This is a genomic window from Paenibacillus sp. JT31N7, assembly GCF_059692095.1.
In genome coordinates, this window is record NZ_JCAUAT010000003.1 from 113,774 (window position 1) to 132,688 (window position 18,915).

The 18,915-nt window shown below is 48.5% G+C and carries 14 protein-coding genes; 11 read left to right on the plus strand and 3 right to left on the minus strand.

Features of this window, described 5'->3' with window-relative positions:
• Positions 1-6: 6 nt before the first annotated feature.
• The 8 genes from AC58P5_RS15010 to spo0A all read left to right on the plus strand — a co-directional run bounded on the left by AC58P5_RS15010 (position 7) and on the right by spo0A (position 9,092).
• Positions 7-897: a polyprenyl synthetase family protein gene (locus AC58P5_RS15010; protein ID WP_497389088.1), complete on the plus strand. Its 891-nt coding sequence runs from the start codon at positions 7-9 to the stop codon at positions 895-897.
• 94 nt (positions 898-991) lie between these two features.
• On the plus strand, positions 992-2,893 hold the full coding sequence (gene dxs, locus AC58P5_RS15015; protein WP_497387792.1) for a 1-deoxy-D-xylulose-5-phosphate synthase: 1,902 nt from the start codon (positions 992-994) through the stop codon (positions 2,891-2,893).
• Between the two features lie 122 nt (positions 2,894-3,015).
• Positions 3,016-3,858: a TlyA family RNA methyltransferase gene (locus AC58P5_RS15020; RefSeq protein WP_497387794.1), complete on the plus strand. Its 843-nt coding sequence runs from the start codon at positions 3,016-3,018 to the stop codon at positions 3,856-3,858.
• A 118-nt stretch (positions 3,859-3,976) separates the two neighbouring features.
• Entirely contained in the window at positions 3,977-4,447 is a 471-nt protein-coding gene (locus AC58P5_RS15025) for a hypothetical protein (protein ID WP_497387796.1), read from the plus strand.
• Positions 4,444-4,890 (plus strand): transcriptional regulator AhrC/ArgR, encoded by a 447-nt coding sequence (gene ahrC, locus AC58P5_RS15030; protein ID WP_009674923.1) that lies wholly within the window; start codon positions 4,444-4,446, stop codon positions 4,888-4,890. The genes AC58P5_RS15025 and ahrC overlap by 4 nt, the downstream gene beginning before the upstream one ends.
• Positions 4,891-4,922: 32 nt before the next feature.
• Positions 4,923-6,653, plus strand: coding sequence for a DNA repair protein RecN (gene recN / locus AC58P5_RS15035; protein WP_497387798.1), 1,731 nt, complete (start codon positions 4,923-4,925; stop codon positions 6,651-6,653).
• Between the two features lie 111 nt (positions 6,654-6,764).
• Positions 6,765-8,099, plus strand: a complete 1,335-nt coding sequence (gene spoIVB, locus AC58P5_RS15040) for a SpoIVB peptidase (RefSeq protein ID WP_497387800.1) — start codon at positions 6,765-6,767, stop codon at positions 8,097-8,099.
• 198 nt (positions 8,100-8,297) lie between these two features.
• The gene (gene spo0A, locus AC58P5_RS15045) at positions 8,298-9,092 is read left to right on the plus strand and encodes a sporulation transcription factor Spo0A (protein ID WP_497387802.1); all 795 of its coding nucleotides are present in this window, start codon (positions 8,298-8,300) and stop codon (positions 9,090-9,092) included.
• A gap of 276 nt (positions 9,093-9,368) precedes the next feature.
• Here spo0A and AC58P5_RS15050 read toward each other — a convergent pair whose 3' ends face one another.
• Complete coding sequence (locus AC58P5_RS15050; protein ID WP_497389089.1) at positions 9,369-9,494, minus strand: helix-turn-helix domain-containing protein; 126 nt, start codon at positions 9,492-9,494, stop codon at positions 9,369-9,371.
• A 27-nt stretch (positions 9,495-9,521) separates the two neighbouring features.
• Here AC58P5_RS15050 and AC58P5_RS15055 point away from each other — a divergent pair, with 27 nt between their 5' ends.
• From AC58P5_RS15055 to AC58P5_RS15065, 3 genes are all read left to right on the plus strand, one after another.
• Entirely contained in the window at positions 9,522-10,358 is an 837-nt protein-coding gene (locus AC58P5_RS15055; RefSeq protein ID WP_497387804.1) for an SHOCT domain-containing protein, read from the plus strand.
• 471 nt (positions 10,359-10,829) lie between these two features.
• Entirely contained in the window at positions 10,830-11,888 is a 1,059-nt protein-coding gene (locus AC58P5_RS15060) for an Ig-like domain-containing protein (protein WP_497387806.1), read from the plus strand.
• Between the two features lie 34 nt (positions 11,889-11,922).
• Entirely contained in the window at positions 11,923-16,242 is a 4,320-nt protein-coding gene (locus AC58P5_RS15065; protein WP_497387808.1) for a polysaccharide lyase family 8 super-sandwich domain-containing protein, read from the plus strand.
• 1,368 nt (positions 16,243-17,610) lie between these two features.
• Here AC58P5_RS15065 and AC58P5_RS15070 read toward each other — a convergent pair.
• Positions 17,611-18,612 carry an LLM class flavin-dependent oxidoreductase gene (locus tag AC58P5_RS15070; protein ID WP_497387810.1) on the minus strand — a complete coding sequence of 334 codons (1,002 nt, stop codon included), beginning with the start codon at positions 18,610-18,612 and terminating at the stop codon, positions 17,611-17,613.
• Positions 18,613-18,618: 6 nt separating this feature from the next.
• The gene (locus tag AC58P5_RS15075) at positions 18,619-18,915 is read right to left on the minus strand and encodes a DUF3219 family protein (protein ID WP_497387812.1); all 297 of its coding nucleotides are present in this window, start codon (positions 18,913-18,915) and stop codon (positions 18,619-18,621) included.

Here is an 18,915-nt window from a genome sequence, read left to right on the forward strand (position 1 = left end):
ACTGACATGAACATCCAAGAATATATCGCTTCCTATGCGAAAGAAGTCGAGGGAGAGCTTAAGGAGCTGTTCCCCCTGCTTTGGGACATTCCGGATGTGCTGCGGCAGTCCGCCCAGTATTCGATCGATGCGGGAGGCAAGCGGCTAAGGCCGATTCTCGTTCTTGCGGCGGCGGAAGCCCTGGAGGGACGCAAGGAAGCCGCTATGCCGGTAGCCTGCGCCATTGAAATGGTGCATACGTACTCGCTGATTCACGATGATTTGCCTGCGATGGATAATGATGACTACCGGAGGGGCAAACTAACCAACCATAAAGTTTACGGAGAAGCGATGGCTATCCTTGCGGGAGACGCTCTGCTGACGCAGGCGTTTTACAGCGCTGCACAGGCGCGCAGGCACGGCGTTCCGGCCGAACAAGTACTGACAATTGTCGAGGAGCTGGCCGAATATTCCGGCGCCCGGGGAATGGTCGGCGGACAAGTGGCCGACATGAACGGCGAGCAGGGGATTACGGAGCTGAGCGGCTTGGAATATATCCATCAGCACAAAACGAGCGATCTCATTATTTTCTCGCTCCGCGCGGGCGGCCGGATAGCCGGGGCGGACGACAAGCAGCTTGAAGCGCTTACGGAATTCGGTCGCTCGATCGGGCTGGCGTTCCAGATCCAGGACGATATTCTGGATGTGACCGGCACGCAGGAGAAGCTGGGCAAAGCCGTCGGCAGCGACGAGAAGCAGCAGAAGGTGACGTATCCCTTTTTCATCGGGCTGGAGGAATCGGAGCGTCGGGTCGCGCAGTTGACGGACGAAGCCAAAACGGCGATCTCCGGAGGGGTTCTTCCTAAACCGCAAAAGCTGCTGGAGCTGGCCGATTACCTGATGAAGCGTGACCGCTGAAATTGTGGTATAATGGTGAAATCAAATACACGAACACATGAACGTATTTCATAAATTTTGCTAATTTTCACCTTTGGAAAGCGAGGAAATTAATGTGCTGCTCGATCATATTAACCAGCCAGAGGATTTAAAGAGGTTGTCTACGGTGGAGCTTGAACAGCTGGCAGGGGAAATCCGGCAATTTCTCATTGAAAAGCTGTCTGCTTCCGGCGGGCACCTCTCCTCCAATCTGGGCATAGTGGAGCTGACCATCGCGCTGCATACGCTGTATGAAAGTCCCCGGGACAAATTTATTTTCGACGTGGGGCACCAGGCGTACGTGCACAAAATTTTAACCGGGCGCAAAGACCGTTTCGATACCCTGCGCAAGTATAAGGGGATGTGCGGCTTCATCAAGCGGGCGGAAAGCGATCACGATGTATGGGAAGCGGGACACAGCAGCACCTCGCTATCGGCGGCGATGGGGATGGCCATGGCCCGGGATCTGAAAGGCGAAGACTTCCGTGTCTTTGCCGTGATCGGTGACGGAGCCATGACGGGCGGTATGGCGCTTGAAGCGATGAACCATATCGGCCACGAGAAGAAGAATCTGACCGTTATTCTGAACGACAACGAAATGTCTATCGCCCCGAACGTGGGCGCGATCCACAATTATTTGAGCAAGATCCGGTCCGACAAGCATTACCGCAAAGCGAAAGAAGAAGTCGAAAGTCTCCTTAAGAAAATCCCGGCTATCGGAGGGACTCTGGCCAAGACGGCGGAGAAAGTCAAGGATAGTCTAAAATATTTGCTTGTTTCCGGAGTATGGTTCGAGGAACTGGGCTTCAATTACATCGGTCCGGTCGACGGCCATAATCTGCCTCTGCTGCTTGAGACGTTGAAGCAGTCCGAGAAAGTGGAGGGCCCCGTGCTCATCCACGTCATTACGACCAAGGGGAAAGGCTATTCTCCCGCGGAGATGGATTCCCACAAATGGCACGGAGCCAGCCCGTACAAGATTGAGTCCGGCCAGTTCCTTAAAGCCGTGGGCAATCCCATGTATACCGAAGTATTCGGCAATACCCTTATTGAGCTTGCCGAGAAAGACGAGCGCGTAGTGGCGGTCACGCCGGCCATGCCGGGAGGATCGGGGCTGATGAATTTCGCCGCCCGTTTCCCCAAGCGCATGATCGATGTAGGCATCGCCGAACAGCATGCGGCTACATTATGTGCAGGCATGGCGGCGGAAGGGATGAAACCGGTATTCGCGGTTTACTCGACTTTCCTCCAGCGTGCCTACGACCAAGTCGTGCATGATATTTGCCGTCCCAAGCTGAATGTCATGTTTGCCATTGACCGCGCCGGCTTTGTAGGCCCCGACGGGGAAACGCACCAGGGCGTATACGATATCGCCTTCCTGCGCAGTATCCCGAATATGGTGCTTATGATGCCTAAAGACGAGAACGAGCTCCGCCGCATGATGCGGACGGGGATTGACTATAACGAGGGACCGATCGCCGTCCGTTATGCCCGCATTAACGGGCTCGGCATCCCGATGGATGAGAATCCGCAGCCGATTCCGATCGGCACCTGGGAGACGCTGACCGAAGGGGATACGATGGCGGTACTGGCCGTCGGGCCGATGAATCAGGTCGCTCTGGAAGCGGCGGATATGCTGAAAAAAGAAGGCATCAACCTCCGCGTTATCAACGCCCGGTTTATTAAACCGCTGGATGAGGCGATGCTTCTCCAACTGGCCAAAGAGCATATGCCGATCATCACCATGGAAGAAGGATCGGAACAAGGCGGCTTCGGCAGCGCGGTGCTTGAATTTTACGCGAAGCAGGGCATCGAAGGCGTGCGTGTCCGTACGATGGGCGTGCCGGATTACTTTGTGGAGCACGGTTCCATCAAAGAACAGCGCCAGGAAGTCGGCTTAACCGCCGAACACCTGATAACGCAGGTGCACACGCTGCTGCCGCGCAAACGCCAGCGTTCCGCCGGCCTGAACGCCTAACACCGCGCGAGGATCCCGGCGGGCAGGGCTTGGCGTCACATGACGAGGGTCAGCCACGGGAACCAGCTGCACGTGCCGGCAATAGCCGGTCCAAACGACGAACGAAAACAGGAGCTTACGGAATGGCGACAGATAAAGAACGAATTGATGTGCTGCTCGTCGAACAAGGCTATTTTGAAAGCAGGGAAAAAGCCAAGGCCGCCATTATGGCTGGCCTTGTTTTTGCTGATGAGGAGCCTGTCGATAAAGCAGGAATGAAAATTAGCCGTGCGGCCGCCTTGAAAGTAAAGGGGGCGGTCCATCCATACGTAAGCCGCGGAGGCTTGAAACTGGAAAAAGCGTTGAAACAGTTTGACATCGACGTGAAAAACGCGGTAATGCTCGATATCGGAGCTTCTACCGGCGGTTTTACCGACTGTGCGCTTCAGAATGGAGCCTCATATGTATATGCGATCGATGTGGGATATAACCAGCTCGACTGGTCGCTTCGTCAAGATGAGCGTGTCCAGGTTATGGAGCGCACGAATTTCCGTTACTTGACGCCGGAGGAACTGACCGGTCCGTCTCCGTCTTTTTCCACGATCGATGTTTCTTTCATTTCCCTGAAAATTATTCTGCCCCCGCTGAAAACGATGTTAGGTATAACAGGAGAGACAGTCGCCCTGATCAAGCCTCAATTCGAAGCGGGACGCGATAAAGTCGGCAAATCCGGGGTAATCCGGGATTCCGAAGTGCATAAGGACGTTTTGGAAAGTGTCCTCGGATTCGCGAAGGAAATCGGTTTTCACTTAAAAGGGCTTACATTTTCCCCGATTACCGGAGGCGAAGGAAACATTGAGTTCCTCGCTTATTGGACCTGCAACCCCGAAGATCCGGAAAAGCTGGAAGAACCTCTTCAATCCCTGATTGACCGTGTCGTTCCGGAAGCGAAGGCCATGTTCGCAAAACCGGAAACCCGGTATTGACGAAAGTGCGGTTGGAACGAATGCCGGGTTTTCCGCAGGAAAACACTTGGAAAAAGACGTCAAAGCCAAAAGGAATCCCCGCCTTCCTTAGCGAATAGGTACGTCGAGGTGATCCGGTATGCAGCACGGGGATACGCTTATCCTAATTTTGCTCTTAGGACTTCTCGCAGCATGGGCCGGCATAAGTTTCCGAAAGTGGCTGTATGAGCCTTACGCCGATTCCTTCCAACCCATCCGCATAACGGACTATAACGAAGTTCCGGAAGACGATGAAGTCGTCGAACTTCTGATCGGTGCGGGGTTTGACGTTGTAGGCGGGAAAACCAAAATCCCGATTTCGATGACGCTTAATCAGAAGGAAGAGCTGTACAGCCGCCTGTTTATCGACTATTTTGCAGAAAAAGAGGACCATTTGTATCTCGTTAAGGTGGCTCGCGAACGCAAGCCGCTCGAGATGACAGGAAGCGCTATCCGCGACATGCTGCTGGTGTACTCGCTCCTCGTGCCGGAAGCGGCCGGAGTGCTGTACGTGGACATGAACGGACGCAAGATCAAACAAATTACGTTTACCATTGAGGTGTTCGAATGAAAGGGCAACGCCACGTTAAAATCCGGGAAATCATTACGGGCCATGAGATCGAAACTCAGGACGAGCTGGTGGAATCGCTGCGCACGGCGGGTTTCAACGTGACTCAGGCGACGGTTTCCAGGGACATCAAAGAACTGCATCTGATCAAGGTCCCGCTTGATGACGGAAGATATAAATATTCAATGCCGGCTGATCAGCGCTACAATCCGATGCAGCGGCTCAAACGGGCGCTAAGCGATCATTTTATCAACATCGATTTTACGGAAAATCTGGTTGTCATGAAGTGTATGCCGGGAACGGCAAATACGATCTGCGCCTTGATCGATAATTTGGAATGGAATGAAATCATGGGGACGATTTGCGGGGATGACACGATTCTGATCATCTGCCGGACGAAGGACGTCAGCCAGAAAGTCGTGAATCAGATTATGTCGCTGATCTGACTTGGTCATGCAGCGAATTCAGGGGAGGACCTATGCTCACAGAACTGTCTATCCGCAATTTGGCGGTTATCGAATACGTTCATATCGGATTTAAATCCGGCTTTCATGTTCTGACGGGTGAGACCGGCGCCGGTAAATCCATCATTATTGATGCACTGAGCTTGATTGTCGGCGGCCGGGGTTCCTCCGAGTTGGTCCGCTACGGCAGCGAGAAGGCCGAAATCGAGGCTGTTTTCGAAATCGGCGAAGGACACCCCGTATGGGCGACGCTTGCCCAGCTCGGTATCGAAGCCGCGGGAGAGGAGCAGCTGCTTATCCGCCGCGAAGTAACGGCGAGCGGCAAAAGCTCCAGCCGGATCAATGGCCAGCTCGTCAATTTGACGATGCTGCGCGAAGTCGGCGGCTGGCTCGTGAATATTCACGGCCAGCATGAGCATCAGTCTCTTCTCAAATCGGACGAACACATCCACTGGCTGGATGCTTACGGAGATAAAGAGGTGGGTCCCAACCTGGCGGCATACCGTGAATCGTACGACCGGTACACGAAGCTCCGCAAAGAGCTGAAGGCGCTCCAGGAAACGAGCAAGCAGTCCCTGCAGATGATCGACCTGTACCGCTTCCAGGTAGACGAAATCGCGTCGGCTTCCTTGAAGGAGGGCGAAGACGTCAAGCTGGCGGAGGAGAAAAGCAAGCTGGCGAACGCCGAGAAGCTATATTCGAGCGTGGCAGGCTCCTACGACACGCTGTACGGCGCGAGCAGCGGGCTGGACGCCATAGGCAAGTCCATCGCCCGCATCCAGGACGTAGCGGCCATCGACAGCGCGGGAATCGCGCCTCTGCTGGAGCAAATGCAAAGCGCGTTTTACCAGCTTGAAGATGCCGCTTACCAGCTCAGGGATTACCGCGACGACATCGAATTCAATCCCGAACGGCTTGACGAAATCGAGCTGCGCCTCGATTTAATCGCTTCGCTGCGCCGTAAATACGGCGACACGATTGCGGAGATTTTGGCCTACAGCGAGAAAATCAGCGGCGAACTCTCCACGATTGAGAACAAGGACGAGATTATCCAGAAGCTGCAGGAAAAGCTCGACCGTGAAATCGTCCAGCTCACGAAAGCGGCCCGGAAGCTGTCCGATTCCCGCAAAAAAATCGCGGACCGGCTGGCCGGCGAAATCGAAACGGAACTCCGCGACCTGCATATGGAGCGCACACAGTTCCGCGTCCAGGTGTCGCATACTCCGGTCCCTCTTGGCGGTCTGGAGATCGGCGACAAGCCCGTTAAATTCACCCGGGACGGAATCGATCTGGTCGAATTCCTCATGGCGCCGAATCCCGGAGAGCCGCTCCGCGGACTCAGCAAAATCGCATCGGGCGGGGAGCTTTCCCGCATCATGCTCGCCATGAAGAGCATTTTTGCCCGGCTGGATCAGATACCCGTCCTCGTATTCGACGAGGTGGACACGGGGGTCAGCGGACGTGCCGCTCAGGCGATTGCGGAGAAGCTTTCGCTGCTTTCGCGCAGCTGCCAGGTCTTTAGCATTACGCATTTACCGCAGGTGGCATGCATGGCCGACGTACATTTTTACATTCATAAAGAAGTACAGGGGGAACGCACGTTTACCCGCGTGACCGATCTGGACCGCCGCGGCCGTATCGAAGAGCTTGCCCGGATGCTCGGAGGCGTCGAAGTGACGGAAACGACCCTGCATCATGCTCAAGAAATGCTTGCTTTGGCAGACGAAAAAAAGTCAAGGAACTAACTGAGGCCTCTAGAAGCATTTGCAGTTATAAAACGAATGGAGGGAGGATACCTTAAGGATACGCATTTGACGAGGGTTCGTCAGGGCAAGAAAGCAGAAGGAGGGTGTCTTGTGAAATCGAATCGTCGTAGAAGATTCATCGGTCTCCTGCTCGTTTTCTTCGTTTGTATCCTAAGTGTATCCGCCCCTTTCCAAAGCTTCGCCTCCTTCCCCGATGAGCTCCGGCTTTTTAGCGGGCAAGCCAAAGAACTCAGGCTTTCCATGCCGGTCAACGCCATGCTTACGGTGGAAGACCCTGAAATAGTCAAGGTTAACGGGAACTCCCGGCACTCATTTCAAGTTAATTTGAAAGATCCGATTTCCCTCCAGTCCAAGCAGCAGGGTTATACCGAGATGAAACTGAAGCTGTTCGGAGCCATTCCTCTCAAGACCGTTAAGGTAAATGTCGTGCCGGACCTGAAAGTCCTCCCCGGCGGGCAAACCATTGGCGTCAAAATCAAGTCAGCCGGCATTCTGGTTGTAGGCCATCATCTGGTCGCCGTGACCGAGAAGCAGAAGATCTCGCCGGGTGAAGAAGCGAAGGTACAGGTCGGTGATTTGATTGTTGCGATCAACGGTAGTCCTTCGGCGGACGTGTCCAAAGTGTCCGGTCTCGTGAATAAAGCCGGTCAAAGCAAGAAACCGCTGGAGCTGACGGTTCAAAGAGGCAATCAGCGCTTCGAGCTAAAGCTGAAGCCTGCGTATGACGTCGTGGATAAGTCTTACCGGCTCGGTCTGTACATCCGCGATTCCGCGGCGGGAGTGGGCACCCTGACCTTCTACGCCCCCGAGCAGAACGTTTACGGCGCTTTGGGCCATGTGATTACCGATATGGACACCCAGACTCCGATCGTGGTCGGCAGCGGCGAGGTCGTTCACTCCAACGTAACGTCGATCGCCAAAAGCCAGAACGGCGAGCCCGGCGAGAAGCATGCGCAAATTTTCCGGGACAGCAAGGTGATCGGGTCGATCGAGAAAAACACCCCGTTCGGCATTTTCGGTAAAATGGAAGAAGCTCCTGAGTATAGTTTATCCCGAACTCCCATTCCGGTCGCATTCGCGGAAGAGGTAAAAGAAGGACCCGCTCAAATTTACACGGTCGTGAACGGACAGAAAGTGGAGAAGTTCGATATTGAGGTTATGCATGTGGCCAAGCAGGGGAGCCCGGCAACCAAGGGGATGGTCATCAAGGTAACCGACAAACGGCTGCTTGAGAAGACAGGCGGTATCGTGCAGGGGATGAGCGGAAGCCCGATCATCCAGAACGGCAAAATGATCGGCGCCGTTACCCACGTATTCGTGAACGATCCGTCCAGCGGGTATGGCTGCTTTATCGAATGGATGCTCCAGGATGCAGGAATACTGCTCCGACCCGAATCAGATGCGAAAGAACTGAAGGCGAGCTAGCCTTTGGTTCTTTCTTTTTTACGAACGATTTGTCGAAAAATGTTGAAATAACCAAATAAAACTCTATTATAAAATAACGGCTCACAAAAATAAAGAAAATAATTTTTCGACAGAAGGAATTTGATTTGGTATGTCGAAATGATACAACAAGGAATTAGAAAACCCTCGATTTTTTTACAAATAAAGGAGGCTTTCAAGTTGCAAAAGATTCAAGTTTTGTTAGCGGACGACAACCGAGAGTTTACACATTTACTTTCCGAATTTATCAGTGAACAGGAAGATATGGAGATTGCAGGCATCGCCTATAACGGAAACGAAGTGCTCCGTTTTATGGAAACGCAGAAGGATGTGCCTGATATTCTCATTTTGGATATCATCATGCCCCATCTGGATGGCCTGGGTGTACTCGAGAAGCTTCGCGAAATGAACTTAAATCCGACTCCGCGGATCATCATGCTCACGGCCTTCGGCCAAGAGAATATTACGCAGAAAGCCGTGCAGCTTGGCGCCTCCTATTATATTTTGAAGCCGTTTGACATGGAGGTTCTGACGAACCGGATTCGTCAACTGGTGGGCAACCAGCCGGCTGTCACGTCGACCAGTTCCATGAAAGCTAATGTCGTTCATATGCCGAAAAGCAAAAATCTGGACGCAAATATTACGACCATCATACATGAAATCGGCGTACCTGCGCATATTAAAGGATATCAATATCTGCGCGAAGCGATCACGATGGTGTACAACAACATCGAAATTCTCGGCGCCATCACCAAAACGCTGTATCCCGCCATTGCGGAAAAATACAAGACTACCCCGAGTCGCGTCGAACGCGCCATCCGGCACGCGATTGAAGTCGCCTGGACGCGCGGCAACATCGACAGCATCTCGTTTATTTTCGGCTACACCGTGAATATTTCGAAGTCGAAGCCGACAAATAGCGAGTTCATCGCGATGGTGGCGGATAAGCTGCGAATTGAGCATAAGGTAAGCTGAACGTAGGCGTAGATTTTTGAAATTAGATCCCAACTAATTTTCTGTTTTGGGTATGGAAATGTCGGTTCAAAGGCAACTAATTACTTTTCATCGAATCAATAAATGTCACTTATCTATTGGATGCAAAATTTCCAGTAGAGGAGTGACATTTTTTATGACCGATTTTGAATTTCAGCTTGATAACAAGGTTAGCGCTTGCATTAACTTCTTCTTATCAGACTGTTCCTCAAGTGCTTTCAATACCCTCGAATCTAAATACTTCGACGGGATTTACTGCTATAAAGCGATAATCACTTTCTCCAACGTTTCCATTGAAATGTTTCGTTCCCCGCGGTCAATATCAGAAATATATGTAATGTCGATACCAGATTTTTCCGATATAAACGATATTATAAAAAGTATTTATAACAACAACTTGGAGGTCATAATATGTTTGGGGTTCTTGGTGGTATTTCAGCATTCATGGCATTTATTTTCTTTTTTGTAATTTTTGCAACTCGTGGCGGTGGCAACTATCCAATTGTAGCATGGGTTCTGTTTATAGGATTTGGAATTAGTTCGTGGTACTGCTATAAGAAGCATAAAGAACTTGAAGAAGAAAAAATGGCACAGATGCGACATGAAACGGATGATAGGTTAAAGCGTATTCCCAACTACAAATCGTCACAACGGTACACATCAGCTAACGGAGATGTTACATTATCTATCGACGAGACGAACAAGCAAATATCATTCGTATCCCTTAATTTATACAAAGATAGAGTTTATAGCTATCATGATATTTTGAAATCTGAGATTTTGACTGATGGTATCAGTGTTACTTCTACGAATAGGGGCAGCCAATTAGGAGGAGCGTTGTTAGGCGGTTTGCTTGCTGGAGGAGTAGGGGCATTGATAGGAGGACTTTCTGGCTCGACGACAAGCCAAGAAAAAGTGAAGAAGATTGAGTTGAACGTGATTGTCAATGATACAGCAAACCCGATATGTAAGATTGCATTTTTAGATTCGGAATATTCCGCATATGCAAAGAACAGTCAGGAATATAAAGATGGCTACAACACAGCATATCATTGCCATCAATTGATCGGTGTTCTTATCAAGCAAGCCGACGAGGAGGATAAGCGAAAAGAGACTTCAACGGGTAGCAATAATTCTCAAGGAAATGTGGCCGTTGCTGATGAACTTAGAAAACTTGTCCAGCTAAGAGATGAGGGAATAATAAGCGGAGATGAGTTTGAAGCACAGAAGAAAAAGTTGATAAGTTAAAGCGAATAAACCAGTAACAGAAGGAGACCGGTTACTGGTTTATTATTTTATCAGGCGATGTATTATTATCGTTTGATTAGTTCTCTTAACTGCCTGATGACTTCCGTATCATCCGAATCCTAATACTTCTCGCCGTATTGAGAGCATTGTGCGCTTTTCAATGCGCGGCAGGGAACTTCTATGTAGCATACCAACCAATACCGTTATTTATTGGGTTTGCAAAAATCCACTGAAGGGCGGTATTTTTTTATTTTGACTCCTGAATCCCCAAGCCATCTGCCTCCCCCGCTAATACGAAAGGGAAGTGTTTATTGCAAAGATGCCAGTCTAAGGTAAAAAATAGACCTAATGAAGTCAAAATCGTTCACGATAGAGCAAAATAATGAACTATGACGCTGCTAAATATTTCTCTATGATATTGTTGAGAGAAATTTTTTCTTGAGATTTAGAATGAGAGAGGAGCGAAGTGGAATGACATCGATAAGCAAAAGAATCTCTGTAATTTTGTTTTTTTGCTTCATGATGCAGGCGCTTTCATTTGGGACGGCCGTCCATGCAAGCGAGCCGCAGCCGGATTTGGTTTCAAATGGCGGATTTGAAAGTGTAAAGTCTGGGGCAGGAAAGTGGGAAGCCGGAGTTGAACCCATTGGTTGGGGGTTATGGTTAGCAAGCGGGACAGGAAAGGCCTCTGTGACTAGGGATGTTTACCATACGGGGACTCAAGCGGTCCAGCTTGAACATTTGGCACTGAGCAGAACGGGCCTTTCTCAAGATGTACCGATTACGGGTGGACAAACGTATAAACTGAGCATTTGGGTAAAAACGAAGGATGTCAATTCAGGCATCGGCGTATTTGTAAGAACGCAGTTTTTTAAAAGCATCAAAGGTCTTGACGGGAAAACGCAAGATGACAAGATAGGGTCCGGGCCCTCGACGGAGGAATTAACGGGGACTCAGGACTGGATGAAGCGGGAAGTCATCATATCCACTCCAGAGGAAGCGAACTATATCCGGCTGGAACCATTTTTCGAAACAGGGACAGGCACGGTGTGGTTTGATGATATTTCTTTAGTCAAATGGAACAGCGTGACGGGCCTGGCGCTGGACCAAACGAACGTAACGCTGGAAAAGATGCAAACCGCAGTCTTAACGGCCCGAGTGACGCCTGGAAATGTAAGCGGTTTATCGCTCCAGTGGCGGGTAGACAACAAAGATGTTGTACAGGTAGAAGCTCAAGGTCCTCTTGCTGTTCTGACAGCTTTGAAGCCGGGGAAGGCGATCGTAACGGTGATGACAGAAGACGGTACTTTTACGGCGACAAGTGAGATTACGGTAAAAGAAGCAAGCATCCAGGGTGATCTTACAAACGATGGAAAAATAACCATCGGTGATTTAGCCATGGCAGCCGCACATTTCGGTAAAGATACAAACAGACCGGAGTGGGAAACGGTAAAGGCTGCTGATGTGAATGGAGACCATAAAATCGATCGTAGTGACCTGATGTGGTTCACGGAGCGGATTTTTCCATAAGTCAGTTAGATGAACGAAAGGAGTGTTTATTTTCATGAAAAAGTCCATTTTACAAGTTGCAGTCATTGCTTTAACGGTAGTCGCGCTCATTTTTACCTCTTATCCCGTTTCTGTTCAGGCCCAGCAGCCGGACCCGATTGATTCCATGAGGGACAAGTGGCTTGCGTTTTTGACGGGCGGCCAGCAAATCGATTTGAACGATGAAGAAATTCGTCAAGCGGTGGAGGCCAATGCCAAAAAGGTAACCAACGACCAAAAAACCGGCTTTTGGGACTTGCTCCTTAAAGACCCGGCCCGCAAATCGTTGTGGGCGGATTATGCAAGTACGACGGATTCAAGCCATATTACCCTTTCTTATAACCGTTTGAAAGACATGGCGATTGCTTACTCGACTCCAGGCTCGAACTTGTACCGAAATGAGCAGCTAAAACAAGCTATTATTGCGGGTTTGGATTGGATGTATACGAATCGCTTTAATGAGAATAAAGCGAAATACAATAACTGGTGGGACTGGGAAATCGGATCACCTCTGTCTCTCGGCGATATCATGACTTTAATGTATGATCACCTTTCTCCTGAGCAAGTTGCCCGTTATACCCGAACGATTGACAAGTTTATACCCGATCCCACCCTACGGCTGGGCAGCACATTGAAAGAAACAGGCGCAAACCTTTTGGATAAAGCATTGGCGGTACTGATTCGAGGAGTTATCGGTAAAAGTGAAACGAAAATCGTTCAGGCGCGCAGCTCCATTAGCTCGGTGTTCCCGCCGGTAACAAGCGGAGACGGTTTTTATGCCGACGGTTCTTTTATTCAGCATAATAATATTGCGTATACCGGAAGTTACGGAAGCGTCCTGCTTGGCGATATGGCTAAGCTTTTGACGATATTGAATGATTCGCCTTGGCCGATTCAAGATCCGAACTTGGCGAATACATACGATTGGATCACCAATTCGTTCGAGCCGCTCATTTACAGCGGACATATGATGGAAATGGTTAGCGGGCGGGCGGTATCGCGGTATAACAACAATACCCGCGGAACTGCGTGGACCATTAATCGGATGTCGCAATTTGCTCCTCCTGAGCTTGCGGCCCGTTACAAGAGCATGGTCAAAGAATGGGTTTTATCGGATACGAGTGTGTCCAACAAATATGAGGGCATGCCGATTCGGGATCTTGTTCTTTTCAAAGCCTTAATGAAGGATACGTCTGTCGTTCCGCGCGGGGATTTGATTGTCCATCATCAATTTTCGGCCATGGATCGTATTGTTCATGCGCGGAAGGGATTTGCCTATGCGATCAGTATGTCGTCCTCGCGGATTTCCAACTATGAGGGAGGAATCAACGGCGAGCATTCGAAGGGCTGGTACACGGGCGACGGCATGACGTATTTGTACAATAATGATGCGGCTCAGTTCAGAGACGCATTCTGGCCGACGGTGGATTCCTATCGGATGCCGGGAACAACCTCTGACGGCTTGCCAAGGACAGGCAGTAAAGTAACCTCTAAAAGCTGGGTCGGCGGAGCATCGATGGACCAGTTGTACGGTGCGGCAGGAATGGACTTGGCTCCGCCGGGAAGTAAATTAACAGGAAAAAAATCGTGGTTTATGTTCGATAACGAGATTGTTGCATTGGGAGCGGGGATCACAACCTCCGATAGCCGAAAAGTCGAAACGATTGTTGAGAACCGGATGATTAATTCGGCGGGAAACAACAAGCTGATTGTGAACGGCGAGACTATGTCGAGTGATCTGGGCTGGTCCAAGAATCTTACAGGAGTGAAATGGGCCAACTTGCAAGGTACGGCAGCCGGAGCCGATATCGGCTATTATTTTCCCGAAACGGCAAATGTCAGCGCTTTAAGGGAAGCGAGAAAAGGTTCGTGGAGAGATATTAATCCGACAGGCCCGACGGACACCATCACGCGTAATTATGTAAGCTTAGCGATTGATCATGGAACCAAGCCGACAGATCAATCTTATTCCTACGTGCTGCTGCCTACTTTAAATGCGGCGGCTACCCAATCTTATAGTGAAAACCCGGATGTGCGTATCTTGAGCAACACGGCGAAAATTCAAGGTGTTCAAGAAACCAAATTGGGCTTGACCGGCGTTCACTTTTGGGTACCGGGGACGTTGGATCGCATACGCGCTTACCAGCCTGTTTCGTTGATGATGAAGGAAAAAGGCGATGAGCTTACGATTTCGGTGTCCGACCCGACGCAATCCCAGTCCAAAGTGAAAGTGGAGCTGGCGGCCGCCGCTACGCAGGTGCTTACAAATGATCCTAGCGTGAAAGTATTGCGAATGCTGCCAACCCTGCAGCTAGAAGTAGATACTAGAGGTTCTTTGGGAAAAAGCCATACGATTCAATTGAAAATTAATCCGGATCAGGAAGTGGAGCTTCCAGCGGAAACCGATTATGAACCTGACCCGGCCGCAAAGGTTCGAATTCCGGTCACAGAAGATACATTCGTCAATGGCGGGACTGATGCGAACAACAATTTCGGAACAAGAGGATTTTTAAATATTCGAAATGGAAGCGGTAACACAGATCGTAAAGTTTTTCTGAAATTTGCGCTGCCTTCCTCTTTGCAGGAAATTCATTCTGTGAGCCTTCATGTATATGGGGAGACGAAAGACGGAAGCGGTAATATCTCGGATATCGGCGTTTATGAGGTGCCCGACGATAGCTGGACAGAAACAACCTTAACTTTTGCGAATAAGCCCGCGCCAGGTAAACAAATTGATGTGGCTACGTTCACCACACCGGAACAATGGCGTAAATTCGATGTGACTCCGTTCGTACTGACACAGCAGCAAGGAGACAAAGTGGCAAGTTTTGCTTTGCAGCAGGTCGGAAGTAACTTGGCTTCAACGATTCGAAGCCGCAAAAGTGAAGAAGGAAAATATCAAGCTTATTTGGAAGTGCTGCTTAAAGACTCGAAAGCGCCTGCAACCTCTGTGCGTGTCGATGGAAATAGCGGAGCGGATCAAGTGAATTACAAGGACGTAACCCTACACTTTACCGCGGTGGACGATCCGAACGGCTGGGGTGTTTTGAGGAGCGAGTATCGAATCAATGACGGGAAATGGATGGCAGTTAAAGCAGGTCAGGTCGTTATTCGAGAAAAAGGTGTGCATAACATCGAATATCGCTCGATAGACAAGGCCGGCAATATGGAAGAAGCACAGAAATTGACCGTCGTCCTAGCTAATGCGGATACTGAATTAAGCGGAAATCAGTCAGTCATTAAGGGTGAGCCGCTGATTGTTACCTACCGAATCAAAAAAGCAGTGAGCGATATGTATGCCCATGACTTGACACTCGATTATGATGCTCATGTGCTGGATTTTGTCTCAGCCGAGTCTGTGCAAAGAGGCGTATCCATACTCAAGTCGAAGGCGGAAGACACCGGACGGCTGCGGCTCGTGATTGCCGGCGAGGGACAAGAAATCCAAGGAAACGCCGACTTATTGAAGCTTACATTTAAAGCCAAAAAAGCAACGGAGGCTGTAAGCGGTAAGATTGAGGTGGTCCAAGCGATCCTTGCCGATAAACAGGGAAGCGAAATGTCGGTGACACCGAGTTCTCTTCATTTTAGCGTCCAAGCTTCAACAGAAGGGCCTGGTCCGGTTAAACCTGACCCGGGAGATAACGGCAATGGAAACGGAACTGATAATGGCAACGGCAATGGAAACGGAAGCGGAAGCGGTAACGGAACTGATAACGGTAATGGTAACGGTACGGATAATGGAGGCCATGTACAGCCCGAAATTCCAACGGACAAACCAGACAAAGACGATACGGAAGCCATCGTCCTAAATGATTTGAGTGGTCATTGGGCAGAAGAAAAAATACAAGAAGCCGCTAAAAAAGGGTTGATTTTAGGATACCCGGACGGATCATTTCAGCCGAACAAGAAGATCACGCGCGCCGAATTTACCTCCTTGCTCGTCAGAGGATTAAAGCTGGATGAAGAGACCGAGCTTACGTTCAGCGATCACGATCTAATGGATCATTGGGCAAAGCCGGACATCGCGAAGGCGGTAAAAAAGGGAATTATCTCCGGTTATCAAGACAACACATTCCGTGCTGAACAGGATATAACGAGATCAGAGCTTACGGTGATGGCGGTGAAGGCATTGAATCTGGTGGAACAATCTCCAGATTTAATATCCTTCGTTGACCAAGCCGATATTCCCGTCTGGGCACGGGGATGGGTAGCGGCTGCAGTAAGCAAAGGCCTCGTTACAGGGCGGGATAACCAGACATTCGCTCCTCTAGCACCGGCAACTCGTGCGGAAGCGGTTGTCATTCTTCTGAATTTATTATCCTTGAGGAAGTAGTTCAGACTCGAAAGAGCATTTTATATTAAAAAAAGAAACAGGAGCCTCTCACGTAGTTTTTTACGATGGGTATTAACCCCTTACGGGAGACAACGAAATGGAGACATCTGCTAAGATAGTCTCTATGTTGTCTATTCGAAGGGGTTTTTTCATGGGTAAACCAGGTCGTACGAATATCGCGAAGCTGCAATTCTCAAGAGCAAAGTCCGATGAAGTCGAAGCCGGCGAATTACGAGTTCATCGAGATGGTGGCGGGCTCAGTAAAGCGTTGGCACGGGAGAACAATCGAAGATATAAGCTAATCTTGGATCAAACCGATAACGGACCCAGAATGCCCCAGTCCATATATAACCTGAAGCTTCATTGTACGCTACACTAATTGGATAGAACCAGAATTTCTCTCCAGTCCAGAGCTGGACATAAGTTAGTTTATATAAACAGGGATTTGGTTGTACGAATGCAGGAGGATGAGGAGGCGGCGGAGGTTGTAAAAATGACATTTGAATCCACTCCTTTAATCAGGTATTCATTAAAAATTCATAGTTCAAGATATGTAGGTGAATAACTATTGACTATGCTGATGCCTATTGACAGTCTCGAATTTTGAGCTCCGTAAGCGGGTATACGCAAAGCCATCCTCCTTTCTATTATTTATAATTGACAAAATTTTTCTTGAGAACTATTCTTATTGGAAGACAATCATGATCTCAAATTCTTTTATAGAAGCCAAATAAATACTGAAAGGACGGGCTTTAAATCTATTAAAGCAAGTCTCTTGATGCGTAAAGTCCGTCCAATTAGGTTCAAAGTTTACCGGGCAACCGGGTTCCGGCAATAACGATCAAGTTTAGTAGATAGCGTTATGATAGCGCGTGCAGAGGAAGATCGAGCGCCAATGCTCGATCTTTTTTTTGCGTGAAATTTAAATACATAAAGGACGTGTTCCGATGTCAAGAAGGTTGTTTAACTATGTAGGGATGCTGCTGATCGTATCCGGCCTATTTTTGAACGGATGAATCTGAACATTACTTGGGATGAACAAACCCGAACAGTAAAAGGGGAGAAAGAGGGCATTTCATTTCTTATCAAGACCTAAATCAAAAAAAGTCATAAAAAATAAGGAGTTATACATATTTTACATGACTAATATGTATAACTCCCTTACTTCTTGTTCAATAATCGCGCCCGATTGTTGAAGAAGGATTGTGCCTTAACTGTTAAGTTATGAATATATCTGCTTTATGTTCCTGTCTTACGATTAAGATATCCATCGCCCCTGCTTCATACCACTCCTGAATTTGATTGGCTCTTTCTCGGCTGAACCGAAAAATAAAGGCTGCACTATTCATTGAATTAGCAGACACCTATTCAATGGTTTTCTTTCGAAAATATCTCTTTTGCAATTAGTTTATATGATTGAATCCGATCTTTCGGAGAGTACGTAATTGTGTTAATCATGATTTCGTCTGCTTGATAATTAGTTTGTAACTCCATTAATTTCCGTTTCACCTCATGAGGATTGCCGATGATCATGTTCGGTCTCATTTTGTTTAACGAATCCTTTTCTTTTTCAGTTATCTTGTATTGCTTAGCTTCTTTAATCGAGGGAACACCTTGATGTCCCTCCCCTTGCAGAGACCAGATGAGAAAGCTTTCTGCAATTTCTTCTGCTTGTTCCGTAGTTTCTCCACAAATGGCTGAAACAGTTACGATGACTTGTGGAGTCTGTGCTTCCTTTCTTGGTCTAAAAGCATCCCTATATGCCTGGATGATAGCTATCCCATCATTGTCGCTCATAAAATGACCAAAAGTATACGGCATGCCATTTCTTGCTGCAAGTAGCGCACTTTTTTCACTTGTACCAAGAAGCCAAGGAACAGGCGAATTTTCAGGTATGGGAGACGCGGAAATCTTCGAATACTCATGATCTGCTGAAAAACCATCCTCTAAAAAATGGAGTAATTCTTTCACTAACGCAGGTAACTCCCGAACTTTTTCCAAAAAGTTGTCAGATAAAGCGTTCGTCGCTTCAGCTGATCCACCCGGCGCTCGTCCTATCCCTATGTCAATCCGATACGGAAATAGAGTAGCTAACATATTAAATACTTCTGCAACTTTATAGGGTCGATAATGAGGTAACAAAACAGCCCCAGAGCCAATTCGAATTCGATTCGTGTTAGCCCCGATATAACTTAACATCACTTCAGGTGCAGAGCAGGCAAGTCCAGGTAAATCATGGTGTTCGGCAATCCAATATCTTGTATATCCTAGTGCTTCTCCAGCTTGCGCTAACTTCATTGATTCAATCAATGCATCATTAGCTGTTTGATTTGAAGATATGGGGGATTGATCTAATATACTTAATCTCATTCCAACTCAGCCCTTTGCTTCATGACCTACTTCCATCAAAGTCAATTTATATTGTCCGACTTGGTCCTTTACGTACAAATTAGTAAGGGAAGTAGAATACTCATAAATGGTTCCCCTAAATGTTAAGTCTCTCTCGGGAATCTTCACGTCAAATGTTCCGTTGTAGAGCAAAGTCGAAATGTCATGATATTCTTCACTTGTTACGTTAAAATCAACTGAAACTTTATACAATCCATTTGTTTTTTCTTCCTGATAACTACGTAAATAAATCAAAGTGTCATTTAAGAACATCTTTTTCACCAA